We start from the raw sequence: 16,429 nt of genomic DNA, 5'->3' as shown, positions 1-16,429 counted from the left end.
CATGAGGTTGGCGGGGATTCGCGTCCGTTTTGTCGCTGCCAACCTCATGATCAACGCAACAGAGGGCGAGGTCAGAGGGCGGTGCGGGTTCGGGTTATCGCCTCTGTGGCCTCGGTCAGCACGGGCTCGGGGGGCGCGGCCAGGGTCAGATCGGCGGCGACCACGCGGAGCTGGTCGGGCAGGGCCAGGTCGCTCGGCAGCCGGGGCACATCGCGGCGCGGCTCACCCGCCGCGTCGGCGGCCAGGTTGGCGATCTCCTGGACCAGCTTGTGCACCAGGTCGGCCCGGGACACGTTGCCGCCCCCGGCCGGAGCCGACCAGCGCGGCTGCTGCCAGTGCTGCACCTGTCGGACCAGCAGGGTCACCGCCCGGTCCAGTTCCGCTGCGCTCATCGCCGCCGAGTCTACGGTCAGCGGCGTACGTAGCTGAGCAGGCGCAGGATCTGCCAGTACAGGAAGATCAACCCGACGAGCAGCCCGAACGCGCAGTACCAGGCGTAGCGGCGGGGCAGCCGGTTGGCCGCCGACCGCTCGACCAGGTCGAAGTCGAGGACGAAGCTGAGCGCGCCGGCGATGATCGCCACCCCCGAGAACACGTACGGCAGCCAGCCCACCCGGTCGCTGAGGCTGTAGACGGCCACGCCCTGCCGCCCGGTGAACAGGTACGCGAACAGGTTCACCAGGCCGATCGCCACGATCCCGACGAGCGTGCCGATGACCAGGCGGGCCAGGCGCGGGGTGGCGCGCACCAGCCGGGCCCGGTAGAGCGCGGCCATACCGAGGAAGACGCCGAACGTGCCGACCACCGCCTGCACCACGATGCCCGGGTAGACCAGTTCGAAGGCGCGGCTGGCCACCCCGAGCAGCAGCCCCTGCAGCACCGCGTACCCGACGATCACCGGCGGGCTGGTGATCTGCTTCAGCGAGATGACGAGCACCAGGGCGAGGCTGGCCAGCGCGCTCCCGGCCAGCGCGGCGGAGATCCACGCGGCCTGCGGCACCAGCACCCAGGACAGCGCCGCCGTGACGCCGGTGACCAGCAGCAGCCCCACGGTCCGGCTCACCACGTCGGCCACCGTCATCGCGGCGGCGGTCCCGCCCCCGAGCACCTGCCGTTCGGCGCGGCCGACGTCGTCCAGCCGGTCCAGCACCGGATTGGCACTGCGCACCGCGACCACCTCCCGCCGACGTACCCGAGTCCCACTCTGCCCCGGGCGGCGCGGCAGGGACGGGAAAACGGCGACGCCCGCCGCCGCGGATGCGGCAGGCGGGCGTCGGCGGCGGGCGTCGGTCAGTCGTCGCCCTGGAAGTAGCTGAGCAGCCGCAGGATCTCGATGTAGAGCCACACCAGGCCGACCACGATGCCGAAGGCGGCCGTCCAGGCGTAGCGCTGCGGGAGGCCCATGCGGACCCCCTCCTCGATCTGCGCGAAGTTGAGCACGAAGCTCAACGACGCCACCACGATGCAGACCAGGCTGAACCCGATCGCCAGCGGGCTGCCGTCGCGCAGGTGCGTGTTCACGCCGAACAGCGCCAGCACCAGGTTGACCATCATCACGCCGAACAGGCCGGCCATGATCGCCACCATGATCCGGGCGAACTTCGGGGTGGCCCGGATGATCCGCGCCTTGTAGATCATGGCCATCAGGAAGAACACGCCGAACGTGCCCGCGACCGCCTGGAGCACGATGCCGTCGTAGAGCGACTCGAACGCCTTGCTGACCATGCCGACGAAGACGCCCTCGATGATCGAGTACGCCACCACGAGCGCCGGGTTGGCCATCCGGGAGAACGAGATGATCAGACCCAGCACCAGGCCGACCACCGCGGCGCCGATCCACGCCACGCCGACGAGCGAGTCCGGCACGAGCACCCAGGCCGCTGCGGCCGAGGCGCCGAGGATGGCGAGCATGAGGACCGTCTTGACGACCACGTCGTCGAGCGTCATCGGGGTCACGGTGGGCGGGGCCACCTGCTGGCCGTAGCCGCCCGGGTAGGGCTGCTGCGGGTACTGCTGCTGGGGGTACTGCTGGGGGTGTCCGGGCTGACCGTAAGGCCCGGGCTGGGCGTACCCGGCCGCCCGCTCACGCTCCGCCGCCTGGCCGAGCCGGGCGAGCACCGGGTTCGAGGTCTTCACTTCTCAGGCCTCCCTCAGGGGGTCGATCGCACGTAGACGTGCTACTCCAGGGTAAACGTGGCCGCAATCGCGCGTGCGACGGCTAGCTGTGGGAAAGCTGAGAGTTCGTGTGCCCGGGGCGGGGGTCGAACCCGCACGCCTTGCGGCAGCCGCTTTTAAGGCGGCCGTGTCTGCCGTTCCACCACCCGGGCGGGTGACACCGGCGCGCCGACACGCGCGGTGCAGATCTCACCGTAGCGGCTCGGCCGCGACGCGGCGTACCCCGACGGCTGCGGCCGATATGGTCGAGGCCGTGACCAGCGCCGCCCGCACGGCCCCCGGGCCGGATCAGGTCCGGGCGGTGCGCCCGGCGGCGGTCACGCGGCGGATGGCGGCCGCCGTCCGGCGGCGCCGCGCGGACCTGCTCGTGGGGCTGGCGTTCGTCGTGCTCGCCGGCTGGCTCACCCACGGCCTCTGGCCGGCGCCGGGCACGCGGGTGCTCGCGCTCAACCCGGCCGACCAGACACTGTACGAGTGGTTCCTGGCGCTCGACGCGCGCGCCCTTCGCGGCGAGCTGAGCCTGGTCAGCGACCGCCTGAACGCGCCGGACGGGGTCAACCTGATGGCGAACACCTCGGTCGTCGCGCTCGGCGTGCTGCTCGCCCCGGTCACGCTGGCGTTCGGGGCGCCCGTCACGTTCGCGCTGCTGGTCGCGCTCAACATGGCCGGCACCGCGCTGGCCTGGTACCTGCTGTTCACCCGTGTCCTGCGGGCCCGCCGGCTCGCCGCCGGGCTCGGCGCGTCACTGTGCGGCTTCGGGCCGGGCGTGGTCTCGCAGAGCAACGGCCACCTGCACATGACCGCGCAGTGGCTGGTCCCGGTGCTGGTCTGGCTGGTGGTCCGGCTGCTGCGCGCCGCCGACCCGTCCGGGCGCCCGGACGGCCCGGACCGGCGGCGGATGGTGTCGTCGGCGGCCGGGCTCGCCGCGGTCGTCATCGTCCAGGTGTTCGTCGGCGAGGAGGTGCTCTTCCTCACCGCGCTCACGCTGGCGGTGATGACTCTCGCGTACGGGATGGCCGACCGGGATCTGCTGCGCCGGGCCGGTCCCGGCTTCGCCCGTGGACTGATCGGCGCCGCCGGGCTGGCGCTGCCGGTGCTGGCGTACCCGCTCTGGGTGCAGTTCGCCGGTCCGCAGGGCGTCGCCGACGGGATGTTCCCGCCCGCCTACTTCTCCGCCGACCTGGCCGGCTGGACCCGCCTCTCCGCGCTGACGCTGTTCGGCAGCCCGGAGGCGGTCCGGCTGACCACCGGTCCGGCCGAGTTCACCACGTTCCTCGGCTGGCCGCTGCTGCTGGTAGCGGTCGGCTGCGCGGCCTGGCTGGGCCGGCGGCCCCTGGTGGTGGCGCTGGTGGCCGGCGCGCTGGTCACGGCCACGCTCGCGCTCGGCCCCGAGGTCGTGGTCGGCGGCGAACGGACCGGGCTCCCCGGCCCGTACCGGCTGCTGGCCGGGCTGCCGGTGGTGGACGGCGCGCTGCCGATGCGCTTCGCGCTGGCGGTGCTGCCGCTGGTCGGCACCGTGCTCACGCTCGCCGTGCACCGGGCGCTCGGCGAATCCGGCCGAGTCCGCCGGGCCGTCCCGATCGCGGTCGGCGCGGCGGTGCTCAGCGTCCTGCCGACACCGCTGCCCACGATGGACCGGCCGCCGCTGCCCGAGTTCGTCACCGGCGGCCACTGGCGGCAGTGCGTACGCCCCGGCGGGGTGCTGGTGCCGGTGCCCACCGCCACCCCGCAGGACCCCTGGCCGATGCGCTGGGCCACCGCCACCGGCGTCGACTTCGGCATGCCGGAGGGCTTCTTCATCGGCCCGTACGGCCGGGGCGGCTCGGCCACCATGGGCACCTGGCAACGCCCCACCTCGGCCCTGCTCGCCGACGTGGCCCGGCGGGGCGTGGCGCCCGCGGTCGGCGACCGGCAGCGCCGCCAGGCCGCCCGGGACGTCGAGTTCTGGCGCGCGTCCTGCGTCGCGGTGACCGACGACGCGCCGCACGCGGAGATGCTGCGCCGCACCCTGGAACAGCTCTTCGGGCCCGGTACCCGCCTCGCCGACGCCTGGACGTGGCGGTTCTGACCCGACAGCGGTTCTGACCCCGGACACGGCGAAAGGGCCCCTCCCGTACGGAAAGGGCCCTTTCGCGGACGTGCGTCAGACGCGCGCGGCAACCGGCGGGGCGGACGCCTCGGCGAACTCCTCACGCGGGTCGTGCAGCTGGCCCAGCGCGACCACCTCACGCTTGAGGAAGAACGCCAGTGTCCAGTCGACCACCACGCGCACCTTGCGGTTGAACGAGGGGATCCGCGACATGTGGTACGTCCGGTGCATGAACCAGGCCGGCCAACCGGTCATCTTGATGCCGTAGACCTGCGCCACGCCCTTGTGCAGGCCGAGGCTGGCCACGCTGCCGGCGTGCTTGTGCTTGTAGTCGACCGGCTCGCGCCCGCGGATCACGTTGGCGATGTTGTCGGCCATCCGCGCCGCCTGCCGCACCGCGTGCTGGGCGCTCGGCGAGCAGAAGTTGCCCGGCTCCTTGGTCAGGTCCGGCACCGCGGCGCAGTCGCCCGCGCTCCACGCGCCCTCGATCACCCGGTCGCCGTCCACGATCTGCAGGGTGGGCCGGCAGGTGACCCGGCGGCGCTCGTCGCGCGGGAAGTCCGTGGCGTCGAGCATCGGCGACGGCTTCACACCGGCGGTCCAGACGATGGTGTCGGACGGGAAGCTGTCCCCGTCGGAGAGCTTCACCACACCGTCGACGCAGGACTCCAGCCGGGTGTCCAGGCGGATGTCCATGTCCCGCTTCATCAGCTGCTGCACCGTGTAGGCGCCCATGTCCCGGTCGACCTCGGGCAGCACCCGCTGGGTCGCCTCGACCAGCACCCAGCGCATCTCCTCCGGCTTCAGCTCCGGGTAGTAGCGCAGCGCGTCGCGGGCCATGTCCTCCATCTCGGCGAGCGCCTCGATGCCGGCGTAGCCGCCGCCGACGAAGGTGAACGTCAGCGCCCGGCTGCGTACCGCCGGATCGGTGGTGGAGGCCGCCACGTCGAGCCGGTCCAGCACGTGGTTGCGCAGGTAAATGGCCTCACCGATGGTCTTGAACCCGATGCCGTGCTCGTGCAGGCCGGGAATCGGCAGGGTGCGGGAGACCGAGCCGGGCGCGACCACCACGTGGTCGTACGGGATCTCCCGGGCCGGGCCGCTGATCGGCTGCACCACGGCGGTCATGCGGTCGTGGTCGATCCGGGTGACAGTGCCGGCCACCACGGTGCACTTACGCAACTCCCGCCGCAGCGGCACGACGGCGTGCCGCGGGGAGATGTTGCCCGCCGATGCCTCTGGGAGGAACGGCTGGTACGTCATGTGCGGCTGCGGGTCGACGACGATGACCTCGGCCTCACGGCTGCTCAGCTTCTTGGACAGGCGCAGAGCGGCGTACAGGCCCACGTGACCGGCACCCACGACAAGGATCCGCTTCGGGTTCACGTCATCTATCTTTCCCCGCGGGCCCCCGGTAATCCCGCGCGAGACCCCCTTCTGTGACGGAGCACAACCCGTGTGACCTGCGCAACGTCACCGGAACGCTGCGTCACCTGCGACGCAGCAGCCAGCCCAGCAGCGCGCTCAGCCCCACCGCCACCAGCAGCCCCACCACTGTCGCCGCCTGCGAGCCGTCCGTCCCGCCGACCCCACCGAGCCACGCCAGCACCACGCCGAGCACAGCGCTGGCGAGCACCACGCCGCCGGCCCGGCTCAGCCACCGGAACACCAGGTCCGGGTCGATCAGCCCGTCGTAGGGCAGCAGCGCGGCGAGCGCGCAGAGCGAGTGCGCCAGGTAGAGCAGCGTCGCCACGGCGAGCAGCCGCCACAGCGCCGGTGGCCGGTCGAAGCCGAGCGTGGCCAGCAGCCAGCCGGCGACAGTCACCAGCGCGGTGAACGTCGGCCAGATCCGGCGCGGCCCGAACGCCGGCAGCACCGCGGCCACCGTCAGGGCCAGCAGCGAGCGCGCGGTGAGGGCCTGCACCGGGTACGCGAGCAGGAAACCGGCCAGCACGGTGAGGAAGATGCCGCCGCGTACCAGCAGCGGCAGCGGGCTGACCCGGGCGGCGGCGTACCGCAGCGCCCGCACCCGCTCGACCACAGCGCTCACCGCAACCCTGCCTTCGGGGCGGTCGCCAGGCGGGCCACGTCGCGCAGCACCTCGTCCAGGCTGCCGGCGCCGGCCCAGCGCACCACCGGCACGCCGTGCTCGCGGAGCTGGCCGATCATCGTGTCCCGGTCCAGCCGCCACAGCCGGTACGCCACCTCGGCCCAGCCACGTTCCTTCGGCATCGGCAGCTCGGCCGGCAGCGTGTCCACCGCCACCACGAACCGGCCGCCGCGGGCCAGCCGGGCCAGCATCTGCGCGGACCGCTCGTCGAGCAGCGGGGTGAGCACCACCACGAGCGCGTCCGAGGAGAGCAGTTGCGGGCCGAAGACCTGGTCGTACGGCTCGTGCGGGGACGACTCGGCGTGCACGTCGAGCAGCCACTCCAGCACGGTCAGGTACTGCCGCCGCCCGGTGGCCGGACGCAGCCGGCGAGCGGCCGGGCCGTACTCCAGCATCGACACCCGGTCGCCGCGGTGCAGGTAGTGCTCGGCGATCGCGGCGGCGGCCCGGACCGTGGTGTCCAGCACCGACGCCGGGCCGTTCACCCCACCGGAGCGGCCCGCCTCGGCCAGCACGTCCAGCAGCACCACCACCTCGGCGTCCCGGTCCGAGAGCGTCGCCGCGACGTGCAGTTGGCGGGCGCGCAGCGACACCCGCCAGTCGATGCGGCGCAGCCGGTCGCCGGGTGCGAACACGCGGACCCCGGCCAGTTCGCCGCCCTCGCCCGGCCGTCGCGACCGGTGCGCGCCGACCAGCCCGGCGGCCCGGGGCATCACCTCGACCGCGTCGAACGGCTCGGTACGCGGATAGACCCGGGCGCGGATCGGGTCGGTGATCACGGCGCGGGAAACCAGCAGCCCGTCGGCGGCGGCGACCCGCACCCCGGCCGGGCCGATCGGGTGCCGCCCCCACCGCAGCGCCGTGCCGGTCAGCTCCAGGTCGACAGCGCTGCCCCGGGGTACGGAGGTGACGAACGGGCGGTCCGCCCCACCGGATCGGCTCACGTCCAGCCCGGCGCCGCCGAAACCGACCTGCTCCACCCGCAGCCAGCGCGACATCCGGGTCCGCACCACCGCCACGTCGTACCCGATCAGGTCCGGGTTGGCCACCGCGACGGTCGCGGCCAGCGGGGAGCCCTCGACCAGGTGGGTGTCCCCGACACTCAACTCCAGCTCCGGCAACCCGGCCGGGCGGCGGCGCAGCGCGTACGCGGTGCCGAGCGCGAACGGCGTGGCGAGCACCACCAGGTCGATGCGGCCGAGCAGCACCGCAGCGATGAGCAGCACGCCGGTGAGCAGCACGGCCCGGCCGAGCGCCCAGGTGGGCGCCCAGCCGCTCGCCGCCTCGGCCCGGTCCATCAGCGCCCGGCGGCGTAGCTGGGCAGCGCGCCGCTGGCCGGGGCGGGCGTGGACTCCAGCACCTCGCCGACCACGAACGCCGGGTCGACCCGGCGCAGCCACATCTCCGGCCGCAGCGTGATCCGGTGGGCCAGCGCGGGCGCCGCCACCGCCTTGACGTCCTCCGGCACGACGTAGTCCCGGTTGGCGAGCACCGCCCGGACCCGGGACAGCAGCAGCAGCGCCAGCGAGCCGCGCGGGGACGCGCCGACGAGCACGGACGGGTGCTCCCGGGTGGCGGCGGTCAGCGCCACGATGTACCGGCCGACCGAGTCCTCGACCACCACGTCCTCCAGCGCCGCCTGCATGGCGCGCAGCGTGGCGGCGTCCACCACCGGCTTGATCTCGGCCTCCTCGCGGCGGCGGGCGATCCGGCGGCGCAGCACCTCCCACTCCTCGTCGTGGTTCGGGTAGCCGAACGACACCCGCAGCAGGAACCGGTCGAGCTGCGCCTCCGGCAGCGGGTACGTGCCCTCGTACTCGATGGGGTTGGCGGTGGCGAGCACGTGGAACGGCTCGTCGAGCCGGTAGGTCACGCCCTCCACCGACACCTGCTTCTCCTGCATCGCCTCCAGCAGCGCCGACTGCGTCTTCGGCGGCGTCCGGTTGATCTCGTCGGCGAGCAGCAGGTTGGTGAACACCGGCCCGGCCCGGAAGGCGAAGTCGCCGCTGCTCTGGTCGTAGAGGAACGAGCCGGTCACGTCGGCGGGCAGCAGATCCGGCGTGAACTGGAGCCGCCGGAAGTCCAGCCCGAGCGCCTGCGCGAAACAGCGCGCGGTGAGCGTCTTGCCCAGGCCGGGCAGATCCTCCAGCAGCACGTGACCACCGGCGAGGATGCCGGCCAGCACCAGCTCCAGCGCGTCCCGCTTGCCGACCACGACGGTGCCGACCGCCTCCAGGACGGTCCGGGCGAGCCGGCCCACCTCGGCGGGGGCCATGCTCCGGTCCACGTCGTTCATCAGATCTTCTCCAGTTCGGCGACGATCGCCGCGAGGTCGCGCGGCGACGGAGGGCGGCGGGCGGGGGTGGTGAGGAACGTCCACAGTGGCTCGCCGAGCACCGACCGGGCGCGGGCCGGATCGGATTCGCGGGTGACGCCGTGGCGCTGGCGCAGTCGCTCGTCGGCCAACTCGCCGAGGCGGGGCAGGATGCGTTCGGTGAACCGCTCCCGGTTGTCGGCGGACCAGTCCAGCGGGCGCTCCCAGCCGTTGATCGCGGTGCGCAACGCGTCCCGGGCGGACCAGTTCCAGGTGCCCGGCTCCTCACCGGCGGGCGCGCGGGCACCGGCGCGGAGCGGCGGCGGGGGTGAGAGAGCCGTGGTGACCCGGCGTACCGCGAGCACGGCGAGCACCCCGGCCACGACGATCCAGAGCGGCACCTTCAGGCCGACCGCGCGCAGCCCGACCACTACCACCACGACGACGGCGGCGGTGACCGCCGCGGTCCGCAGCAGCGCGCGTGACCGCCCGCCGCCCGAGGGCCGCACGTCCTCCCCGGCGGGCTCCTCGCCGAACGAGAGCAGGTCGTCGATGCTCGTGCTCACGACGCACCCCCCGCCAGGCTGGTCAGCTCGCCGCGCAGCCGGCGCAGCGCGGCGCGGGCCTGATCCCGGGTGCGCTCGTCGACCGGGTGGGTGGCGTACCGGGCCTCCCGGTAGACGTGCGCGAAACCGTCGAGCACGTCGGCGCTGGCGATCGCCGGGATGCCGGCCTCCGGGTCGCCGCGCAGCAACCGGGCGACCAGGTCGGTCGGGGTGTCGCCGGTGTGCCGGGGCACGCCCGCGTCCTCGGCGGCCTCCTCCAGGCGTACCCAGCAGGCGATCACAGCGGTCCGCGGGTCGGTGGAACGGTCGTCCAGTTCGACGAGGCCGGCGTCGAGCGCGGCCACCACCTCACGCGCGGTCCCCTCGGCGGTACGCCGGGTGCGCCGCACCGGCACGGCACGGGTGGTACGCCGCAGCGCGCCCCGGAGCACGTTCCACAGCACGTACCCGATCGCGCCCAGCACCGCCGCGGACAGCAACGCCACGGCGGCGGTGGCCAGCCAGCCGGGCACGCCGCCCGAGGCGGACTCCCCCACGTCGCGCGGCTCGACCGGGTACGACGGCACCGCCTCCGGCGACGGGTAGTCCGGCACGTACGGGATGGTGTCGGCCGCGGGCGGGATCCGGCTGGCCCCGATGGCGGAGTGACCGGCGGCGAACGCGGCGAGCGCGAGCAGCACCGTCACCGCGGCGACCGGCCACCACCTGCGCAGTACGCCGAAATCCATCCCACCGCCTCAGGTGTTCCTCAGTCCACCCCGGCCAGGTCCTTCGCCCGGGTGAACACGTCGTCCAGCATCGCCGGCGTGAGCCGGCCGGTGAACGTGTTCTGCTGGCTGACGTGGTAGCAGCCCAGCAACTCCGGCACGGACTCGCCGGACCAGTGTGCCCCATGGCCGAACGCCGGTCGCGGCGTGGGCGGTCGCTGCCCGTACACCTGACGGAGCACCGGCCACCACGCGGCCCACGCGAACGCGCCCAGCGCGACCACGACGCGCAGCGTGGGCCGAATGAGTTCGACCTCGCGGTGCAGCCACGGCGCGCAGGTGTCCCGCTCGGCCGGGGTGGGCTTGTTGTCCGGCGGCGCGCACCGCACCGCGGCGAAGATGCGGGTGTCGCGCAGCGTCAGGCCGTCGTCGGCGGAGACGCTCGTCGGCTGGTTGGCCAGCCCGGCGCGGTGCAGTGCGGCGAACAGGACGTCGCCGGACCGGTCCCCGGTGAAGATCCGGCCGGTGCGGTTGCCGCCGTGCGCGGCCGGCGCCAGGCCGAGAATGGCGATGCGCGCGTCCTGCGGGCCGAGGCCGGGCACCGGCCGTCCCCAGTAGTCCTGGTCGCGGAACGCGGCCCGCTTGACCAGCGCGACCTCCTCGCGCCACGCCACCAGGCGCGGGCAGGCGAAGCAGTCACTGACCGCGCCGTCGAGGTCGGCCAGGTCGGCCGCCCGCGCGGCGCGGGCGACCACGTCCTGCGGGGTACGCGACTCAGCCAAGCTTCGCCCGGAATAGTTCCAGCGTGCGGGCCCAGGCGGTGGCGGCGGCCCGCTGGTCGTAGTGCTCCGGCCGGTCCTCGTTGAAGAACGCGTGCGCGGTGCCCGGGTAGTCGAACGTCTGGCAGGTGCCGCCGGCCGACTCGATGGACCGGCGGACGCTCTGCACCCCGTCGGCAGCGGACAGGCCGTCCGCCTCGGAGCAGTGGATGAGCGCGGCCTTCCCCGCATAGTCGGCCCAGTCGGCGGCCATGCCCTCCCAGGGCAGGCGCGGGTAGAACCCGGCGGTGGCCACGATGCGCTCGGAGAACGTGGCCGACCACAGGGCGAGGCTGGCGCCCGCGCAGAACCCGGCGCAGCCCACCTTTCCGGCGACCTCGGGCCGGCTCGCCAGGTATTCGGCGGCAGCGGCGATGTCGCTCGCGGCCTCGTCCATCTGGGAGCTGTTGAGCATCAGCCGCGGCTCGGTCGGCTTCACAGCCGGGCCGCCGTGCCGGAAGTCGGGCGCGAGGGCGACGAAGCCGGCCTCCGCGAAGCGGTCGACCACGGCCCGTACGTGGGGTACGAGACCCCACCAGTCCTGGATGACGATGACCGCCGGGCTGGCCGCACCGCCGGAGGGTATCGCGAGATACCCCTCGCTCGTCCCCCCGTTGCCGGTGAAGCTCACCATCTCGCCCATGGGCCCGTCCTCCTTGCGGTCAGTCAACGTTGGCTGGTCGCACAGTTGGCTGTTATGTGCCGGTAGCGTGCCACGCCGTCAGCGGCCCGGGGAAGACGGAACAACAGTGGCATTCACCTCCTGTAGACCTCACAGCCGAGTAGTGGACGTCAGCCGCCCCAGCCCGGCGAGATCTTGGAAGATTGTGGCCCCTATGAGGGCCGTTTCCTTCCAAGATCTCGCGGGATCGAGCGCTCTCAGGGAGTTGACGTGGGTTCCGGGGAAGCGCTGGTGGTGGGCGCGGGCGGGGTGGCGCTGTCCGTGGGCGCGAATGCGGGCGGGGCGATCGACGGTGAGACCGGCGGTCCGAACGGGGCCAGCTCCGGACAGTACGGGTAGGTGTTACGCATCTCCGGCACCGAGCCCGTGTCAGCCATGCAGCTCGGCCAGCCGAGCGTGATCGGCACGCCGTTCTGGTCGAAGAGCCGCGCGTCGCGGATCAGCCGCCCCTGCTGGTCGTAGACGAAGACGTCCTCGATCCGGTCGTACCGGTGGTCCACCGACGTCTGCTCGTAACTGCCGTAGACGTCAGTGTCGGCGCGCTCGTCCACCTCGGCCAGCACGGCGATGGAGAACAACAGCAGCGCGGCGGTGGCGATCTGGTGCAGTTGTCGCCGCCACCCGGTGATCCCGGCCGAGCGACGACCCCACCACATGGACGCGACTATCGCGCCGATGAGCAGCAGCAGCCCCATCGAGCTGTTGCCGTCCAGCCGGGGCACCAGGCCGGACCGGCCGTCCACCATCCACGCCACGATCAGCGCGGCCAGCCAGCCGCGCACCAGCCACCAGGCCGGGCGCAGCGGACGCAGAAAGTCACTCACCGTCTCGTGCCCGAGCACCGGGCCGAGCTGGCGGTCGAGCAGACGCAGCTGGGTGGCCGCCTCCCGCCGGGCCTCGGCGAGGCGGTGGAAACGCGTCGGCCGCCGGCTCGGCTGGGCACCGGCGACGGCGCGCAGCTCGGCGGCGTACGCCTCGGGGGTGCCCAGCCGGTCGACGAGCGTGCCCTCGCCCTCGGCGGCGACCTCGGCGAGGTGTTCCGGCAGCTCCTCGGTCAACTCGTCGCGGACCTCCGGCGGCAGGTCGGCGAGCGCGGCCCGTACCCGGTCGACGTAGTCCGTGATCTCCTGCCCCGTGACGGTCATGCCGCCATCCCCCGATCGTCGAGCAGCGCGTCCATGGTGGTGGCGAACGAGCGCCAGGTCTTGCCGGAGCTGGTGAGCTGGTCACGCCCGGCGGCGTTGAGCGAGTAGTACTTGCGGTGCGGCCCGGACTCGCTGGGCACCACGTACGTGGTGAGCAGACCGGCCGCGAACAGCCGGCGCAGCGTGCCGTAGACCGAGGCGTCGCCGACCTCGGTGAGACCGGCCTCGCGTAGCCGCCGCAGGATGTCGTAGCCGTACCCGTCCTCGTCCTTGAGCACGGCGAGCACCGCCAGGTCGAGCACGCCCTTGAGGAGCTGCGTGGTATCCACGCTCCGCACACTAGTGCGCAATCCGCACTACCGTCAACAACACAGCACCATTCAGCAGGAGGAGGGTGGGCGGCAGGTGGCCGGCTAGGCGAGACTCCAGGCGGTGCCGTCCGGCAACTGCGACAGCATTTCCGCCGATGGCTCAGACGTAGAGCTTGCGGAGCTCGCGGGCGATGTCCGAGACCTCGGTCAGGGTGCCGCTTGCCACCGACATCACGAGAGCCTCGGCCTGATCAACGTCGACATCCTGGATCGGCACCTCGTTGAGGGCCAGAAACACCCGCCCCGCCGCCCAGGCGAGACGCTTGTTCCCGTCAATCAGCGCGTGGTTCATGCAGACCGAGTGCAGCAGCGCGGCGGCCTTGGTCCAGAGATCGGGATAAGCCTCCTGGCCGAACGCCACGGTGGCCGGGCAGACCACCGCCGATGAGAGCAGACCGAAATCACGGACCTGCGGCGCCCCACCCAGCACGATCGAGGCGATCTCCACGAGGTCGTCGACCTCGAGATAGTGGATCACTCCGCCAACCGCCGCAACAGCTCGGCGTCACGCTCGGCAACCTCCCGCGCAAGATCCCGCACGCGGGCACGATGACTGCGCGCCGAGACGTACTCCTCGACGGCCACGACGATGGTGGCGTTCATCGACCGGTGCTCCTGCTCGGCAAGCTGCTTGAGCCGTTCGTGCAGTCCCTCAGGAAGATTGACAGTGGTGACCATATGGAAATCATACCGGCCACACGCAGGGGAACCACCTATCCCGAGGTCGCCGCGAGGCTCCAGGCGATGCCGTCGAGGATGTCGTGCTCGGAGGCGACCACGGACGGCATCCCGGCCCGCTCCATGATCACTCGCAGCACCAGCGCGCCCGCGCCGATCACGTCGGCCCGCCCCGGGTGCATCACCGGGTACGCCAGCCGCTGCTCACTGCTCTTGCCGAGCAGGTCGGCGGTCACCTCGGCCACCTGCTCGTACGAGACGCGGGCGTGGTGGATGCGGCTCGGGTCGTACCCCTGAAGCCCTTCGGCCAGGGCGACCACTGTGGTGACCGAACCGGCGAGCCCGACCAGCGTGGCGGCCTCCCGGCCGGGCACGGCGGCGAGCGCCCGGTCCACGGCGGCGGCGATTTCGGCCTCGGCGGCGGCGATCTGCGCCGGACCGGGCGGGTCGCCGTGCAGGTGGCGCTCGGTCATCCGGACGCAGCCGATGTCCACCGAGATCGCGCCCCGCACGCCGTCCTCGCGGGTGCCGACAACGAACTCGGTCGAGCCGCCGCCGATGTCGACCACCAGGTACGGCGGTTCGGCGTCGGCGGGCAGGCCACGCACCGCGCCGGTGAACGACAGGCGCGCCTCCTCGTCGCCGGTCACCACCTCGGGCGGTACGCCGAGCGTGCGCTCGACCATGGCACGGAAGTCGGCCGCGTTGGAGGCGTCTCGGGAGGCCGAGGTGGCGCACATGCGTACCCGCTCGGCGCCGGACTTCTCGATCTCCGCCGCGTAGTCGGCGAGCGCCACCCGGGTCCGCTCGATGGCCTCGGGGGCGAGCATGCCGGTCTGGTCGACGCCCTGCCCCAGCCGCACGATCTCCATCCGCCGGCTGACGTCCACGAGCGGCGCCGAGTCCCCGTCCGACGCCTCCGGCAGATCGGCGATCAGCAGTCGGATCGAGTTTGTCCCGCAGTCGATGGCTGCCACGCGCGCACTCACGGCGCCCACCCTACGGCAGCCCGCCCTCACCCCCGGGCTCAGAGGCGCAGCAGCATGCGGGAGTTACCGAGGGTGTTGGGCTTGACCCGTTCCAGGTCCAGGAACTCCGCGACGCCCTCGTCGTACGAGCGCAGGAGCTGCTCGTAGACCGGCTGCGGCACGGGCGCGCCGTCGATCTCGCGGAAGCCGAACGAGCCGAAGAAGCCGGTCTCGAACGTGAGCACGAAGATCCGGGCGATGCCCAACTCCCGCGCCGAGTCGATCAGCTCGCCGACGATCCGGTGCCCGATCTTGTGGCCCCGGCAGGACGGGTCGACCGCCACCGTCCGGATCTCGGCCAGGTCCTCCCACATGACGTGCAGCGCGCCGCACCCGACCACTGTGCCGTCCGGCGTCACCGCGACCCGGAACTCCTGCACGTCCTCGTACAGCGTCACGGTCGCCTTGCTGAGCAGCCGCCGGTCGTCGGTGTAGGTGTCCACCAGCCGCCGGATGCCGCGCACGTCGGCGGTGCGGGCCCGGCGGACCGTGATCTGGTCGGCGCTCATCTCACTGGACCGCTGGCACGTCCACGCAGGGGCCGGCGGCCCACCACTTCTCCACCAGCGCCAGCGTCTCGTCGCCGAACGGGTTGACCCCCGGCCCGGCGGCGAGCGCGTGCCCCAGGTGCACGTGCAGGCACTTCACCCGCCCCGGCATGCCGCCGGCCGAGATGCCGGCGATCTCCGGCACCTCGCCGATCGCCTCCCGGCGGGTCAGGTAGTCCTCGTGCGCGGCCCGGTACTGCGCGGCCAGCTCCGGATCCTCGGCCAGCCGCTCGGCCATCTCCTTCATCAGCCCGGCCGACTCCAGCCGGCTGCACGCCGCCGTGGCACGCGGGCAGGTCAGGTAGAACAGCGTCGGGAACGGCGTGCCGTCGGCCAGCCGGGGCGTCGTCTCGACCACGTCGGGCAGGCCGCACGGGCACCGGTGGGCCACCGCGCGGGTGCCGCGCGGCGGGCGTCCGAGCTGCGCGGCCACCGCGGCCAGGTCGGCCTCGGTGGCCGGCTGGCGTTCCGGCGGGGGTACGGAGTCCGCCGCCGGCTCCTGCGGTGGTACGACGCTCAAGGAAGTGCCTTTCGTGTGGTGCTCACTTGTCCTGGCGCTCGGCGTTCGCCGCCCGCACGCTCCCCCACAGGGTGTCGTACCAGGGCTCCGGCCCGGTCGGCGCCCCCGGTTTCGCGCCCTTGCCGGCGTCCTTGGCCGCGCCCTCCGGGTCGGAGAGCACCACCAGCAGCGTCTCGCCCGGCTTGCCCATGAAGAACCGCTCCCGGGCCTGCGTCTTGACGTACTCCGGGTCCTTCCACTTGGCCGCCTCGGCGGTGAGCCGCTCGATCTCGTCCCGTTGGGCGGCCTGCGCGGCCTCCATCCGTTCGATGTCCGCCTGCTGGTCCAGGTAGACCCGGACCGGATAGGTGTACGCCAGGGCGAGCGCGATCAGCACCGCGAACAGCACTGTGGCGCGCCCGGTGAAGCGCCGGGGTTGGGGTGCGGTGAGCCGCTTGACCGGACCACCGGCAGCGGTACGCCGGGCCGCGGCGGGGCGGCTCGCGGAGCGTACGCCGTCGGTGGCCCGGGACGCGCCGGGTGACCGGCCGGCGGCGCGCGTCTCCGCGCGGACGCCGTTGTCGCGGGCCGTGGACCGGACCCGGGCAGCGCCCGTCCGGCCGGGCTGACCCGGCCGACGGGCGGGCCGCTGGCCACCCGGTGTGCGGCGCTGCTGCATCGTCACACCCCTCCCCCGGA

20 protein-coding genes and 1 tRNA gene are annotated in these 16,429 nt (G+C 73.2%); 1 reads left to right on the top strand and 20 read right to left on the bottom strand.

The annotated features are described in order from the left end of the window. Positions 1-71 precede the first annotated feature (71 nt). From FHU28_RS07475 to FHU28_RS07460, 4 genes are all read right to left on the bottom strand, one after another. Positions 72-392 carry a hypothetical protein gene (locus FHU28_RS07475; protein ID WP_184682169.1) on the bottom strand — a complete coding sequence of 107 codons (321 nt, stop codon included), beginning with the start codon at positions 390-392 and terminating at the stop codon, positions 72-74. A 17-nt stretch (positions 393-409) separates the two neighbouring features. Further along, the gene (locus FHU28_RS07470) at positions 410-1,168 is read right to left on the bottom strand and encodes a Bax inhibitor-1/YccA family protein (protein WP_184682167.1); all 759 of its coding nucleotides are present in this window, start codon (positions 1,166-1,168) and stop codon (positions 410-412) included. A gap of 122 nt (positions 1,169-1,290) precedes the next feature. Then, on the bottom strand, positions 1,291-2,136 hold the full coding sequence (locus FHU28_RS07465) for a Bax inhibitor-1/YccA family protein (RefSeq protein WP_184682165.1): 846 nt from the start codon (positions 2,134-2,136) through the stop codon (positions 1,291-1,293). A gap of 110 nt (positions 2,137-2,246) precedes the next feature. Further along, a tRNA-Leu gene (locus tag FHU28_RS07460) sits at positions 2,247-2,327 on the bottom strand. An 89-nt stretch (positions 2,328-2,416) separates the two neighbouring features. On the opposite strand from FHU28_RS07460, the gene FHU28_RS07455 reads away from it, so the two are divergent. After that, a complete protein-coding gene (locus tag FHU28_RS07455; protein ID WP_184682163.1) occupies positions 2,417-4,243 on the top strand; it encodes a hypothetical protein in 1,827 nt (608 codons plus the stop codon). 75 nt (positions 4,244-4,318) lie between these two features. Here FHU28_RS07455 and FHU28_RS07450 read toward each other — a convergent pair whose 3' ends face one another. From FHU28_RS07450 to FHU28_RS07375, 16 genes are all read right to left on the bottom strand, one after another. Further along, positions 4,319-5,650 (bottom strand): NAD(P)/FAD-dependent oxidoreductase, encoded by a 1,332-nt coding sequence (locus FHU28_RS07450; protein WP_184682161.1) that lies wholly within the window; start codon positions 5,648-5,650, stop codon positions 4,319-4,321. Between the two features lie 103 nt (positions 5,651-5,753). Further along, positions 5,754-6,314 carry a hypothetical protein gene (locus FHU28_RS07445; RefSeq protein ID WP_184682159.1) on the bottom strand — a complete coding sequence of 187 codons (561 nt, stop codon included), beginning with the start codon at positions 6,312-6,314 and terminating at the stop codon, positions 5,754-5,756. After that, positions 6,311-7,672 (bottom strand): DUF58 domain-containing protein, encoded by a 1,362-nt coding sequence (locus FHU28_RS07440; RefSeq protein WP_184682157.1) that lies wholly within the window; start codon positions 7,670-7,672, stop codon positions 6,311-6,313. Before FHU28_RS07440 ends, FHU28_RS07445 begins: the two co-directional genes overlap by 4 nt. Further along, positions 7,672-8,670, bottom strand: coding sequence for an AAA family ATPase (locus FHU28_RS07435; protein ID WP_184682155.1), 999 nt, complete (start codon positions 8,668-8,670; stop codon positions 7,672-7,674). Before FHU28_RS07435 ends, FHU28_RS07440 begins: the two co-directional genes overlap by 1 nt. Then, complete coding sequence (locus FHU28_RS07430; protein ID WP_184682153.1) at positions 8,670-9,254, bottom strand: hypothetical protein; 585 nt, start codon at positions 9,252-9,254, stop codon at positions 8,670-8,672. Before FHU28_RS07430 ends, FHU28_RS07435 begins: the two co-directional genes overlap by 1 nt. Then, positions 9,251-9,982: a DUF4129 domain-containing protein gene (locus tag FHU28_RS07425; RefSeq protein WP_184682151.1), complete on the bottom strand. Its 732-nt coding sequence runs from the start codon at positions 9,980-9,982 to the stop codon at positions 9,251-9,253. The genes FHU28_RS07430 and FHU28_RS07425 overlap by 4 nt, the downstream gene beginning before the upstream one ends. Positions 9,983-10,002: 20 nt before the next feature. After that, complete coding sequence (locus FHU28_RS07420) at positions 10,003-10,716, bottom strand: uracil-DNA glycosylase (RefSeq protein WP_184689329.1); 714 nt, start codon at positions 10,714-10,716, stop codon at positions 10,003-10,005. Positions 10,717-10,735: 19 nt separating this feature from the next. Continuing rightward, complete coding sequence (locus tag FHU28_RS07415) at positions 10,736-11,422, bottom strand: dienelactone hydrolase family protein (protein ID WP_116504052.1); 687 nt, start codon at positions 11,420-11,422, stop codon at positions 10,736-10,738. Positions 11,423-11,658: 236 nt separating this feature from the next. Next, positions 11,659-12,606, bottom strand: a complete 948-nt coding sequence (locus FHU28_RS07410; protein ID WP_184682149.1) for an HAAS signaling domain-containing protein — start codon at positions 12,604-12,606, stop codon at positions 11,659-11,661. Next, positions 12,603-12,935, bottom strand: coding sequence for a PadR family transcriptional regulator (locus FHU28_RS07405; RefSeq protein ID WP_030501302.1), 333 nt, complete (start codon positions 12,933-12,935; stop codon positions 12,603-12,605). Before FHU28_RS07405 ends, FHU28_RS07410 begins: the two co-directional genes overlap by 4 nt. 142 nt (positions 12,936-13,077) lie before the next feature. Beyond that, complete coding sequence (locus FHU28_RS07400; protein ID WP_184682147.1) at positions 13,078-13,455, bottom strand: type II toxin-antitoxin system death-on-curing family toxin; 378 nt, start codon at positions 13,453-13,455, stop codon at positions 13,078-13,080. After that, a complete protein-coding gene (locus tag FHU28_RS07395; protein ID WP_116504048.1) occupies positions 13,452-13,655 on the bottom strand; it encodes a ribbon-helix-helix domain-containing protein in 204 nt (67 codons plus the stop codon). The genes FHU28_RS07400 and FHU28_RS07395 overlap by 4 nt, the downstream gene beginning before the upstream one ends. 35 nt (positions 13,656-13,690) lie before the next feature. Then, on the bottom strand, positions 13,691-14,632 hold the full coding sequence (locus tag FHU28_RS07390) for a Ppx/GppA phosphatase family protein (RefSeq protein ID WP_184689326.1): 942 nt from the start codon (positions 14,630-14,632) through the stop codon (positions 13,691-13,693). A gap of 50 nt (positions 14,633-14,682) precedes the next feature. After that, positions 14,683-15,192 (bottom strand): amino-acid N-acetyltransferase, encoded by a 510-nt coding sequence (locus FHU28_RS07385; protein WP_184682146.1) that lies wholly within the window; start codon positions 15,190-15,192, stop codon positions 14,683-14,685. Between the two features lies 1 nt (position 15,193). Continuing rightward, complete coding sequence (locus tag FHU28_RS07380; protein ID WP_073824968.1) at positions 15,194-15,751, bottom strand: DUF501 domain-containing protein; 558 nt, start codon at positions 15,749-15,751, stop codon at positions 15,194-15,196. Between the two features lie 22 nt (positions 15,752-15,773). Continuing rightward, positions 15,774-16,409 (bottom strand): FtsB family cell division protein, encoded by a 636-nt coding sequence (locus tag FHU28_RS07375; RefSeq protein ID WP_184682145.1) that lies wholly within the window; start codon positions 16,407-16,409, stop codon positions 15,774-15,776. Positions 16,410-16,429: the final 20 nt, after the last annotated feature.

The sequence above is a fragment of the Micromonospora echinospora genome, from assembly GCF_014203425.1.
Classification (GTDB): domain Bacteria; phylum Actinomycetota; class Actinomycetes; order Mycobacteriales; family Micromonosporaceae; genus Micromonospora; species Micromonospora echinospora_A.
This window is presented reverse-complemented; position numbering and strand designations above follow the sequence as displayed.